The following is a 12,419-nucleotide window of genomic DNA, read 5'->3' as shown; positions in this document are numbered from 1 at the left end:
AAATATAATTTAACAATAATATTGAGGAGATGTACTATGAAAAAATTTATTGCATTCACGTTATCATTAATCATGGTTCTGTCCTTGGCAGCTTGTGGTTCTTCTGATTCTAAAGAAGACAGCAAGGAGTCAACAGAAAGCCAGAGCGATTCTGATTACGTAAAAGAAAAGGGAACATTGGTCGTAGGTATTACAAATTTTGAACCAATGGATTACAAAGAAGAAGGCAGCGATGAATGGGTTGGTTTTGATGCTGACATGGCAAAAGCATTTGCAGACAGCCTTGGAGTTGATGTTGAATTTGTTGAAATCGACTGGGATAACAAGATTATGGAGCTTGATGGCAAGACCATTGACTGCGTATGGAACGGTATGACATTAACAGATGAAGTTACAAGTGCAATGGAATGCTCCAATGCATACTGCAAAAACGCACAGGTTGTTGTAGTTCCTTCTGATAAGGCAGATCAATATCAGGATACCGACAGTCTTGCTGATCTCGCTTTCGCAGTTGAGACAGGAAGTGCCGGTGAAGAAGAAGTTAGTGCTCTGAATCTTGAGTATACAGCAGTTGCATCTCAGGCAGATGCTCTGATGGAAGTATCTGCAGGAACATCTGATGCTGCTGTTATCGATTTACTTATGGCAGCTGCTATGATCGGAGAAGGAACAAGTTACGAATCCTTAACCCATACAGTAGAACTGAACAGTGAAGAATACGGTGTTGGTTTCCGTAAAGGATCTGATCTGGCAGAAGCACTGAATGAATTCTTCGCTTCCAGCTATGCAGATGGCAGCATGATGGAATGTGCTGAGAAATATGGTGTAAAGGATGCCATTCTTGAACAATAATCAAAATAATAATGTAATGTATATTCATAGAGGGCGGTTTTCCCCGCTCTCTATTTTTCACTAGAATCATTACACAAAGAGAAAGCAGGATAATCCTATGGAACATATAATGGAACAAATGCCGGTTGTCATCAACTCACTAAACATCGGCTTTTTACAAACTTTAAAACTTTTCTTTGTAACATTGATCGGGGCATTTCCTCTGGGTCTGATTATTTCTTTTGGCTCTATGTCCCATTTTAAACCTTTGAGTTATCTTACAAAGTTGATTGTCTGGATCGTACGTGGTACTCCACTTATGATTCAGTTGCTTATAATTTATTATTTTCCTGGACTTGTATTACACAATCCAATCTGGGGCAGTGGTGAAACCGGCCGTTTTCTCGCTGCATCCGTTTCTTTCATTATAAACTATGCTTGTTATTTTTCCGAAATATATCGCGGCGGTATACAAGGTGTTCCTGTAGGCCAGGAAGAAGCCGGTCTTGTACTTGGAATGACTAAAACTCAGATTTTCTTCAAAGTAAAGTTATTACAGATGATCAAACATATTGTTCCGCCAATGTCCAATGAAATCATTACTTTGGTAAAAGACACTTCACTGGCCCGAATCATTGCATTGCAAGAGATCATCTGGGCTGGCCAGGCCTTTATGAAAGGCTCACAGGGAATTTCTGGTGTTATTTGGCCATTGTTCTTCACAGCTGTCTACTATCTGATTTTCAACGGCGTTCTTACTGTTTTGCTTGGGCGTCTGGAAAAGAAACTAGACTATTTTAGATAAAAGGGAGGTCATACAATGGCTATTTTAGAAGTTGAACATATTTGCAAATCTTTTAATAACACAGAAGTATTGAAGGACATCAGTTTTTCTCTGGAAAAGGGGCAAGTCGTATCCATCATTGGTTCATCCGGCAGCGGTAAGACCACTCTTCTGCGTTGTCTGAACTTTTTAGAACAACCAGACAAAGGTATTATCCGTGTAAATGGAGAAACATTATTTGACTATGCGGATCCATCTACACAAAAAGAAACCGCAATTCGAAAAAAACGGCTTCATTTTGGTCTTGTTTTTCAGTCATTCAATCTCTTTCCACAGTACACTGCTCTGGAAAATGTTATGCTGGCCAAAGAATTATTAGCCAAAGAGCAGCCTGATTACAAAGCAAAGAAAAAGGAAATCCACGAAGAGATCAAATCACAGGCCGAGAACCTTCTCATTCAAATGGGTCTGGAAAATCGTATGGATAATTATCCTCATCAATTGTCCGGAGGACAATGCCAGCGTGTCGCAATTGCCCGCGCATTAGCACTTCAGCCTGATATTCTCTGCTTTGATGAACCAACTTCCGCACTGGATCCAGAGCTTACCGGAGAGGTATTGAAAGTAATCAAAGAACTTGCAGACAAGAACACTACAATGATTATTGTCACACATGAAATGGCATTTGCAAGAGATGTTGCCAATCAGGTGATTTTCATGGACGATGGATACATTCTCGAACAGGGAGATCCTTACGAAGTATTCGAACACCCTAAAGAAGAACGTACAAAACAATTCCTGTCTCGATTTACACAAGGATAACACAACAGGCACCTTTTTCAGGTGCCTGTAAATTTATACTGTTTTCTTATCCGTTCTGCGATATTCCTTTTTCCACTGTACCAGCTGTTCTTCCGGCATATCTATATCAATTTCCTTTTGCACTTCTTTCATCTCGTCTCTCAAAAGAGAATTCACACTCAGGTAAATAGGATTTCCTGATAACATTTTCACATATTGATCTTCCGGCATAAAACGATAACAGCAATAAAGATATGCCTTCAACAGATCTGATTCCTCGCATATTCGATAGGCTTCCTGATACATCCTGGCAGCTTCCTCATATAAAAACAGATGTCCATAAGCCGCTCCCAGACATGCATACACCTTACCATAAAACATCTTGGGCACAGAATCATCCCACTCCTGATTGATGATAGACTGATATACCAGTATCGCAGTTTCATATTCTCCACTATTTTGCAAACTGTCTGCTTTATACTTTGTTCGTTCTACATCTTTCTGGTTCTGAAGATGTTCTAACAAACTCTGGATCTTATTAATATCCGCCGCTGCATAAATCGTTGATTCTCTCAAAATTGTCAACACAAATTGCTCCATCGAACAGTTCTGCCTCAATTCTTCGCGCAGCTTATCAGCCAGCTCTTTCATATCTAATTCAGTGTCAATCCAATTACAAAGCTGTCTGTTTATAATCGTATAATCAATCAGATACAGATTGTTGCATATATAATAGCACAGTTCCTCTATCGTATAGATTCTCATATGAACTCTGGATATCTCGTATGGTTGTTTTGCTTTTTTTCTATGACATAGAATTAAACTGCCCATTGATTCCTCCTAAATGTAATATCTTCTCTACCTGAAAACCGGACGACAGGAAAAATTCTCCAAATCCGACATCTTTAAATGTGAGCTTACAGGTACGTTCATCCATAAACATTGCTTCAATCTGAATTCTCAGAGAATAATCTCTTCTTTCAGGGAGACCTTCCAGCGAAACCGTTTCAACCTGAAGTTCTTCTCCTGCCAATGTCTCTACGTGAATTTCGATATCTGAGGTATCTTCCAGGATCACATCCCATTGTCCATCTGCTTCATACCAATGGGTTCCCCATGAGACAATTGGATACCAGCCTTCCTGACCATTCACCCGCATACGCAGACATATCTGCTCCGTCATCTTGGTTTCATCCAGATAGACCGGTCCCTCATCATAATCAAGACATTTTCGGATTGATGTATAGCACGCTCCTTTACTGTACAAATTATTGCCTAGGAAAGCTCTCCTTCCATTACAAAGTACTTTCAAAGAATTCGGATACCAATTATTCTCAAATCCCTCTCCCGTCAAATATACGGAAGATACTACCTTTTTCTCAAATACGCTCTGAATAAATGTCTTAAATCGCTCATCCGCATCTTTTGCTTTATCAACATTTAGTACCGGATAGATTGCTTCCAGCTCCTTCATACGCGCATTTGCCACTTCATCAACTGTCACGAACATATCTTTTCCTCTGCCACTGATTGCATTCAGTTTCCGCAGCATATAAGCCCGTATCTCATGCGCATCACAATAGAATAATGCTGATTCATACTGCCACAACTCTTTTGGTTGATAAAACATATAATGACAAAAACTCTCTTTATAATCCTGAACACATACTTTTTCTTTCGGAACGCCAAGATGCTGACCAATTCCTTTCATCATTTTTGACATATCAATATTTGTAAACGGAACTGTAAACGTTATAAATTTGATATCTTCAAATTCTTCCAGTGTCAGACTAACAAACTTGGCGAGGAGCCATACTGCATCGTGATTACGTGCACCAACTCTTACTTTTTCTCGATGTACCGCCTTATTAAAAAGATCGGTTATCGTACATCCCTCATTGATTGCCGCAAGCCTTTTCGCCTCTTTTCCATAAACCCAATGTTCTTTATAATATCCTAATACCAGAGGAATCTGATAATTATCTACGGAAACTTCCAGTGTCTCAGGTTCTTCTTTGTTCTCGTCGTAATAACTGATCTGGCAATTCTTTTCATTTAGATCATAGCCCAGAATACTGCCCCTTTTCATTATCATATCCTCCTCTCTCCTAATAAATCTTAAATAAATGTTCTGCCATAATTTCTTCTTCCTGGTACTCTATCATCGCTTTTCTGCGCGATGCAGGCGCCATCTTAGTCATATCATTTAACTTTCCATATTTTCCAGAGCCTGCAATTTGATTCTCATTTTTCAACACAGATTTCTCTGTAGTGATATCCTCTTTTTCCCTGCTTTCCGCGAAATAATAACTCACGGATTCATCGTCGTACAGGACAAATTGTTTTACATACAAATTCTCATATACCGGCATCATGGCTTCACTTTGATACCCCAATCCATCACGGTTCCCTTGTTTTACTTTGTAATACAAAGTAACTCTGCTTCCTGGCGCTGACTGATAAGAAATCATTGTCTTATCATACAATTGTACTTCTCTAAGCCATTCTTTCTTATATTGCAGATAAAACGGGAAAACAATCTGTTTCTCGCACATCTCTCTCAATACTTGATGAAGGATTACTTCCAAAGCCGCAGTATAATCTCGTCCGGAATAATACTTTAAAAGCGCAACTTTACAGATATCCGGTAATTCTTCTTTTTTATCACATTCATTTGCAATCATATCAAATACACAGGATTTCAAGCTTCGTCCATATACCACATATTCTCTGGATACATATGCCAGATACGCCTGTTTCAAACGAAAATAGACATTATCAGACATATAGTAATCTTCAAATATCTCTTCTTCCTGAAACAGATTTTCAGAAAATAGCATCTGGGTAATTATACGCTCTCCGACTTTGAATGCAGGGATTCCATATTCCCGTAATACTTTCCAGAGTTTTTTCATATCTCTGGTCGCACCGCAGTAATAATTCGCAAGATACATCAGAGTCACCTTATCATACTGCTGTCTTTTGAACAATTCAATACAAAGATAATTTAAGAACTCATCTTCTTCATAATTATCCTCACGAATCCGTTTACTGCACATGCGAAATACGTCTTTTTCATCAAATGCATTGATTCCTTTAACTTTTATTTTTTCAAACGTCGGCTCTTCTTTTTCATTTTCCTGCTTCCAGATTCCCGTTGATGCTGCATACTTACGACACATATCAAGGAAACGCGGTTCATAAAAGAGCCGTCTTGTCTCATATGCAATAGAATCCGTATAATGACGTCCTTCTACAGATTCCCATACAATCCTTGATTCTTTATCATACAGGAAAATAATTGCACCATCTTCATCGTATGGAACTCTCTGCCGGATTGCTCCATCTTTCTCAATTACAAGAACACAATTCATGTTTGGAACTTTCGTCTTGATCTCATAAGAATAACAGATGTCCCGCATGGCTTCCATCCGTTCTGCCGTCATCTCTTCTTCCTGGCAGAATCTCTTATATAATATTCGAAGAGACTCTGTAATATGGCGCTTCATCAATTGATCCCATGTAAACGCCACCATCTGTTCCCTATAATTCAAGTATAAATCTCCAGCCGTTTCTTCATAGGTTATCAGATTGGCATAAAGAAAAGCTGCCTTTTTATAATTCAGCGAATTCCCATGCATAAAATACAATAGAATTGTCTTTGGAAGTGGTCCTCTGGCATTGTCTTCATCAAGAGTCATCATATAATACTCGTACAACTGCGCGATCTTTAATTCCGCATCAACTGCACGCTGATACCACACAAAATAACGCTTCTGTGTCTTATTTCCTTTAATCAGAAGGGTACAGATAGTATTCAGAATCATTGGCTCATTGTACATCTTATATATACGCTCCAAAATCCGGAACATAGAATCACTGTAGTTCTTCTGCTGACTGGCAAAATTCGACACGTACAATGCTAATTCCTTCGTCATTAAACGGTATTTGGATGCAAAGTTCAGAACCTGCATCTCAAATGTTCCAAGTTTTTTCAACAGTGTCGGCTTCTCCTGATAGCACAAATATGCTTCCAGATAGAATAATACACCGTGTATTCCGTATTCGAACTGTTGCTCTAATACTTCAATTCTTTTATATGCATTCTTATATCTAGGATCAAGATCTAACAACATGCTCAGAAGGACCCATGAATCTTGATGACGCATATAAGTCTTGCCAATCTCATCAAGTACACGCTCTACATGATTCCCCTTACCTCTGACAAGCGCTGTCAGATAAAGATAATAACAATTTGTCACAGGATCCTTTCCGATTGCAAATCTATTATAATTATAATTTTCAAGAATCCATTTTGCTTCTTCTACTTTATTACCCGCAAGATAAATCTGAGCCTGCATCAACTGATAGAGTTCACTCTGCGGCTCTAACTTTCGAAGTGCAGTCATCTTCTCAACTGCACTGTCGATCCAATTTTCCAGCTTAATCCTTCCGCCAATATACCCAACATATTCTTTCAATATCTGCGCAAGCAGAAGTTCCGGTACTCTGTGATTTTCATGATATTCCTGATTCTGCAGAACTTCAATCTCATATTTCAAGGTCTCATAAGGTGTAACAAACTTAAGCGCACCATAATTACGTCCAGCATGCAAACGCTCCGGACGGACTACATATTCAATCTCATGCGCATTCCCCACAAAATCTTCGGTGCTGATTTCCGGCCGGGATACTCGAATAAACCCACCTTCAGTCTCAATATGAATCGGCATATATCCCCAGGTATTCTTCATCAGCGTCAAAGTTCCCTTGGTAGGTTCCGAAATATCCTCAAACAACATACCTTCTCCCGGCAAAGTCAGAAAGATACACTCTTTCTGTTTTATTCCTACCAGGAATTCTTCCATCGCCTGTTCACCAAGTGACCATTTCCGCATATTATCATAAAGATAAAATGTTCTCTCATTTTCATATTTTAATATTTCATAGAATTCTTTGGAACGGAATAATCTTCCCGCCTCAGAAAAATCCTTAATGGCAAGCTTGCGAAAATCATCCGTACTCTGCACTTTACCATAAGACGTCATCACATAAGGCTTCTCAATAATTGCAGTAAATGACAGTTCATACTCTCCGCCGCTGCACACAACTGTGAATTTTCCTTCTTCTACATGTCCGGGACGCAATCCTCTTCCATCATAAGTAAATTCTATTTTTGCAGGATTCCCCTCGAATCCCTGGTCTTTAAAATGAACGCGAAAAGAAGACGGGTAGACCAACCCCCGTATTGTTCCCTCACTATTCGCCTTAATTGTAAAACTCCCCCGATATACTTCCCCTTCTCCTATAATGAGAACCAGATTTGTTTCATCAAATATGACATCAGGTTGTTTGAGCTGAAAGTCTCCTTTGGAAAATTTCTGGATTTTATTTTTCAAGTCTGACACCTGCTTCTTTCGTTGCATTTTTCTAAAAACATACTATAATAAATTATAGCATTGATTGATAAGTAAAGGCAATGCCAGAAACACAAAATCATGAAATTATTATAGAATAGGATGCATAGATATGGAAAAGAAACCAGAATTTCACGGAAGTGATTTAGAAAAGATTGCAGAATATTACCACATTTCCGCCGAAGGAATCGTTAAATTCGGCGCAAATGTCAATCCACTTGGATTATCAGAGACAGTAAAAAAGAAACTGGCCGGTAATCTGGACATCATCAGCAGCTATCCAGACCGAAATTACACCAGTCTCAAAAAAAACATAGGTTCCTACTGTAATGCAGATCCACGGCATATTGTAGTCGGGAATGGTTCTACCGAACTAATCTCCCTTCTGATCAGTCAGCGTGCTCCTCGAAAAGCCCTTGTACTCGGACCTACCTATTCAGAATACGCACGAGAACTTTCCCTGGTCTGTGGAACTCTGGAATACTATCATCTAAAGGAAGAGGATAACTTTTGTCTAAATATTTCAGATTTTTTAAATAATTTAACAAAAGAAATCGATCTTGTAATCATCTGTAATCCAAACAATCCTACTTCTTCTGCTATCAGCATAAATGATATGGAACAGATCATCCACTGCTGCAAAGAGCTCGATATTTTCGTCATGATCGACGAGACTTACGTGGAATTTGCCCCTGAAGGAACCGAAATCAGTTCTATCCCTCTTGTTCCAAAATACGACAACTTCATGGTCATCCGTGGTGTCTCCAAATTCTTCGCCGCTCCAGGGCTGCGTTTTGGTTATGGGCTTACAAGTAACGAAGCATTTCTTCAGGCTCTGATTACCCATCAAAATCCATGGAGTCTGAACAGTATCGGCGCTTTTGCAGGCGAACTTATGTTAAATGACAAAGAATACATCCATGCTACCTATCAGCTGATTGACTCTGAACGTACCAGACTCTACACAGAGTTGAAAAAGCTAGAAGCCCAAGGCACATTAAAAATCTATAATCCCTATGCGAACTTTATCCTGATTCGAATTCTTAAAACAGGTATTACTTCATTTGATGTATTTGAAGCCGCAATCCGCGAACGTATGATGATCCGTGATTGTTCCTCTTTTGAAAGTCTTGAGGGAGAATATGTGCGATTTTGTATCATGATGCCAAAAGACAATGACCGGCTTATGGATATTTTCCGAAATCTATAATTATATATTTAACTTTTGAAGGGAGTAAGTCCTCCGACAACTTACTCCCTTTCACTTAGTCTATGAAAACTACCCATATTATTTTTTAAGTATCAATGCCATAAATGTAAGTTCTTCTGTTCCAGTATTCTTTAGCCCATGTCCATCTCCGTCTTTACACAGGAATAAGTCCCCCGGTTCAGCTGGATACGCTTTACCATTATCATCATACATTCCATGTCCAGACAATATAAAATACGATTCCGTCTCTCCATGATGCTCATGATATCCAATCTCACAGTTCGGAAGAACCGATATCTTCGCATACATCCTACAAGCTTCTCCGACTTCCTCAGAAGAAACCAACTGCTCTCTTGTGATGAACCCTGCTCCTCCATTCACATGCTCTACTTTTACTAATTCTCTTTCTCCGGCTTTTGTCATACTACATGCTCCTCCTTATCGCTATCATCCTAGTTCATTGATGATATGTTCTATATACACAATACAACCTAAGAAAGGGATGTGTCAACAACATCTATTTAACAATTTTGTAGTATTCTCTGGTAGTAATCGTGAATACTCCTGCATAGAATGCAGCGAATACTGCAACGGTAGCGACTGTGCAATGTCGGAATAATTCGACATTGACGAGGTTTAATACTGCCAGTAATTTTGTAATCACACCAAATGCCACAGTGATGTGTATAACTGCCATTACCAGCGGAAGGAAGAATACGATAAGGACCTGACTTCGGATAGAACGTTTGACTTCTGCTTTACTCATTCCTACATTTTGCATAATCTGATAACGTTTACGATCATCGTATCCTTCGGAAATCTGTTTGTAATAGATGATGAGTACGGTTGCCATCAGAAACATGATTCCAAGATAGACTCCGATAAAAAACAGTCCGCCGTATAAACCGTAAAAGCTTTTACGGCTTAATTCACGGCTTTCACAGGATGCATTCGGAATTTCATTTTCAATCCGGCTCTTGATAACATTCATTGCATCCTTGCAATTTTGTTTTTTCCCCTTCAGGTCAAATGATATATCATAAGAAATGCTGCTTTTCTTGGCAATCCAGTCTGCATCCATTGTACTATCCTGATATACATGATTTAGTACATCCTGAATCTGATCTATATCTGGGAATATCACATAATAGGTTTCATATATCCCGGACTGGTTTTTTGGTTCTGCTTTCATGTGTTCCAGTTCTTCTGCTACATGATACTCTTTGTCACCAATTTTAATCGTATCTTTCCCATACATTCCTTTCACATTGTATACAAGGACTTCATCTGCCATAAGACTCCTCTTTTGATTTTCCATCTGGTTGAAGTCTTCCAGCGGAATCAGATTTATTTCGCAAGTATTAGCAACCGCATAATTTCCAAATTCTCTCAACTGAAATTCATCGTCTGATCTTGATGCCATTAATTCTTCATTATGATATTGCAGAATACTTTCCAGCCTAACGCCTGCTTTTTTGGTTTCTTCTTCAATAATCTGATCTGCCATCTGCTCATTTTCAGGATTGGCAGTCTCAATACTCACTTTACATTCTTTCGGGAATCGTATATGTAATATATCATCCATTCCTGCATACAGAGATACTGTGGTTGATATCATGACCAGAACCATCGTACTGAGGATACAGATATTGGCCAGTCCGACTGCATTCTGTTTCATACGGTAAATCATGCCGGAAACTGCCGTAAAATGTCTGGTCTGATAATAAAATTTCTTATTTTTGCGAAGCATTTTAAGAAGTGCAATACTGCCTGCCACAAACAATGCGTATGTTCCTAAGATTACGCATACAACTGCTGCGAAAAAATTAGTGAGAGCCGTCAAAGGTTCTTTTGTTATAATAGCAATATAATATCCAATTCCAAGTGATATCAAGCCAAATATTGTCAATAGTAATTTTGTCTTTGGCTCTTTTTCACCCTGCTCACTTCCATGAAGCAGTTCTATTGGATTCGACAGTTTAATCTGAAGCAGGTTATATCCCAATGTCAGCAAAAATATTCCGACAAAGAGGATTAATGTATTGCGAAGTGAATCTACTGATAAATTGAATTTCATTCCTATGTCGTAGTGCAGGATTTTCAAAAAAATCAGATACATCAATTTGCTGAAAATAATTCCACAGATCATCCCTGTGCCAATGCTGAGCACTGCTGTAATCATCGTTTCAATTGTAAGCATCCTTGCTATATGAGGTTTTCCCATGCCCAGTATATTATACACGCCGATTTCATTTTTCCGTCTCTTAATCAGGAAACTATTTGTATAGAACAGAAAAATAATTGCAAAAATTATAATAACCCAAACTGCACAATCCAATACTGATTTCAGACTTCCATCTCCAATTTCCGGGTTTTTGGAAAGAGCATCCATAATATAGTACATCATAACCGTCAGAATAGCCGTCAGGATATACGGAACATAGGTCTTTCGGTTATTCTTAATATTTGTCACAGCCAGCCTGGAATAAATGGAGCTACTCATGCCTCTCACCTCCCGTTGTTAACACGGTCAGTGTATCTGAGATCTTTTGATACATTTCCTCATTGGTAAGACTGCCACGATACAACTGATGGAACACTTCGCCATCTTTGATGAACAACACCCGTTTTGCGTTGCTTGCCGCCTTCACACTATGAGTGACCATTACGATTGTCTGTCCGTCCTGATGAATGGTCGTAAAAAGATTCATCAGATCATCTGCGGCCCTGGAATCCAACGCTCCTGTAGGCTCATCTGCCAGAATCAACTGCGGCCTGGTAATCAGCGCTCTTGCTACCGCTGCCCTTTGCTTCTGTCCGCCGGACACTTCATAAGGATATTTGTCCAATATTCCCTGAATACCAAGTTTTTCTGCAATCGGCCTTAATCGCTTTTCCATCTCTTCGTACTTTTTGCCGGAAAGTACCAGAGGCAAAAAGATATTATCTTTGAGAGAAAACGTATCCAGAAGATGAAAGTCCTGAAACACGAACCCCAGATTTTGACGTCTGAATGTTGCAATTTCTTTCTCTCTGAGACTTCCAAGATCTCTGCCTTTCAAATATACTTTTCCTCCGGAAGGCTTATCCAGTGCCGCAAGAATATTCAAAAGAGTCGTCTTTCCCGATCCTGATTCTCCCATGATTGCAACATACTCTCTTGGTTCCACAGAAAAATTCACATTCTTAAGTGCCTCCACCTGATTGCCCCCAAAACGGGTCGTATATATTTTCTTTACATTTTTCACTTCCAACAGTGCCATAATCTATCCATCCTTTCTTTGTTCTCTACAAATCTTATTATAAAAAACGGGAAAATGTCCTTCCATCGAATTGGATTACATTTTCCCTGTATAAACTTACATCTTTGTAAGAA

General features: G+C 39.0%; 10 protein-coding genes. 4 read left to right on the top strand and 6 right to left on the bottom strand.

The genetic code is table 11. The features are described 5' to 3' along the window. Positions 1–36 precede the first annotated feature (36 nt). The 3 genes from ACQRD1_RS07225 (at position 37) to ACQRD1_RS07215 (ending at position 2,437) form a co-directional block, all read left to right on the top strand. Positions 37–852, top strand: a complete 816-nt coding sequence (locus ACQRD1_RS07225; RefSeq protein ID WP_235231839.1) for a transporter substrate-binding domain-containing protein — start codon at positions 37–39, stop codon at positions 850–852. A gap of 97 nt (positions 853–949) precedes the next feature. Beyond that, entirely contained in the window at positions 950–1,636 is a 687-nt protein-coding gene (locus ACQRD1_RS07220; RefSeq protein ID WP_235231838.1) for an amino acid ABC transporter permease, read from the top strand. A gap of 15 nt (positions 1,637–1,651) precedes the next feature. After that, positions 1,652–2,437: an amino acid ABC transporter ATP-binding protein gene (locus ACQRD1_RS07215; RefSeq protein WP_235231837.1), complete on the top strand. Its 786-nt coding sequence runs from the start codon at positions 1,652–1,654 to the stop codon at positions 2,435–2,437. 33 nt (positions 2,438–2,470) lie between these two features. Here ACQRD1_RS07215 and ACQRD1_RS07210 read toward each other — a convergent pair whose 3' ends face one another. The 3 genes from ACQRD1_RS07210 to ACQRD1_RS07200 are packed head-to-tail and all read right to left on the bottom strand — an operon-like array spanning position 2,471 to position 7,815. Next, on the bottom strand, positions 2,471–3,247 hold the full coding sequence (locus tag ACQRD1_RS07210; protein ID WP_235231835.1) for a hypothetical protein: 777 nt from the start codon (positions 3,245–3,247) through the stop codon (positions 2,471–2,473). Then, on the bottom strand, positions 3,222–4,505 hold the full coding sequence (locus ACQRD1_RS07205; protein WP_235231833.1) for a DUF5716 family protein: 1,284 nt from the start codon (positions 4,503–4,505) through the stop codon (positions 3,222–3,224). Before ACQRD1_RS07205 ends, ACQRD1_RS07210 begins: the two co-directional genes overlap by 26 nt. 19 nt (positions 4,506–4,524) lie before the next feature. Continuing rightward, positions 4,525–7,815, bottom strand: coding sequence for a DUF5717 family protein (locus ACQRD1_RS07200; RefSeq protein ID WP_235231830.1), 3,291 nt, complete (start codon positions 7,813–7,815; stop codon positions 4,525–4,527). Between the two features lie 130 nt (positions 7,816–7,945). Here ACQRD1_RS07200 and ACQRD1_RS07195 point away from each other — a divergent pair, with 130 nt between their 5' ends. Next, positions 7,946–9,043, top strand: a complete 1,098-nt coding sequence (locus tag ACQRD1_RS07195; RefSeq protein WP_427787216.1) for a pyridoxal phosphate-dependent aminotransferase — start codon at positions 7,946–7,948, stop codon at positions 9,041–9,043. A gap of 78 nt (positions 9,044–9,121) precedes the next feature. Here ACQRD1_RS07195 and ACQRD1_RS07190 read toward each other — a convergent pair whose 3' ends face one another. The 3 genes from ACQRD1_RS07190 to ACQRD1_RS07180 form a co-directional block, all read right to left on the bottom strand. Next, complete coding sequence (locus ACQRD1_RS07190) at positions 9,122–9,466, bottom strand: cupin domain-containing protein (RefSeq protein ID WP_235231827.1); 345 nt, start codon at positions 9,464–9,466, stop codon at positions 9,122–9,124. Between the two features lie 94 nt (positions 9,467–9,560). Beyond that, entirely contained in the window at positions 9,561–11,546 is a 1,986-nt protein-coding gene (locus ACQRD1_RS07185; RefSeq protein ID WP_235231826.1) for an ABC transporter permease, read from the bottom strand. After that, positions 11,539–12,306, bottom strand: a complete 768-nt coding sequence (locus ACQRD1_RS07180) for an ABC transporter ATP-binding protein (RefSeq protein ID WP_235231825.1) — start codon at positions 12,304–12,306, stop codon at positions 11,539–11,541. Before ACQRD1_RS07180 ends, ACQRD1_RS07185 begins: the two co-directional genes overlap by 8 nt. Positions 12,307–12,419 lie beyond the last annotated feature (113 nt).

The sequence above is a fragment of the Bariatricus sp. SGI.019 genome (assembly GCF_050315235.1).
Lineage (GTDB): Bacteria > Bacillota > Clostridia > Lachnospirales > Lachnospiraceae > JAFBIX01.
Note: the sequence above shows the minus strand (reverse complement) of the source record. Positions and strands in the feature narration are given on the sequence as shown.

Coding starts and splice junctions, on each gene's coding strand:
- ACQRD1_RS07225 (WP_235231839.1), top strand. CDS start 37: ATGAAAAAATTTATTGCATTCACGTTATCATTAATCATGGTTCTGTCC.
- ACQRD1_RS07195 (WP_427787216.1), top strand. CDS start 7,946: ATGGAAAAGAAACCAGAATTTCACGGAAGTGATTTAGAAAAGATTGCA.
- ACQRD1_RS07205 (WP_235231833.1), bottom strand. CDS start 4,505: ATGAAAAGGGGCAGTATTCTGGGCTATGATCTAAATGAAAAGAATTGC.
- ACQRD1_RS07180 (WP_235231825.1), bottom strand. CDS start 12,306: ATGGCACTGTTGGAAGTGAAAAATGTAAAGAAAATATATACGACCCGT.
- ACQRD1_RS07185 (WP_235231826.1), bottom strand. CDS start 11,546: ATGAGTAGCTCCATTTATTCCAGGCTGGCTGTGACAAATATTAAGAAT.
- ACQRD1_RS07190 (WP_235231827.1), bottom strand. CDS start 9,466: ATGACAAAAGCCGGAGAAAGAGAATTAGTAAAAGTAGAGCATGTGAAT.
- ACQRD1_RS07210 (WP_235231835.1), bottom strand. CDS start 3,247: ATGGGCAGTTTAATTCTATGTCATAGAAAAAAAGCAAAACAACCATAC.
- ACQRD1_RS07220 (WP_235231838.1), top strand. CDS start 950: ATGGAACATATAATGGAACAAATGCCGGTTGTCATCAACTCACTAAAC.
- ACQRD1_RS07215 (WP_235231837.1), top strand. CDS start 1,652: ATGGCTATTTTAGAAGTTGAACATATTTGCAAATCTTTTAATAACACA.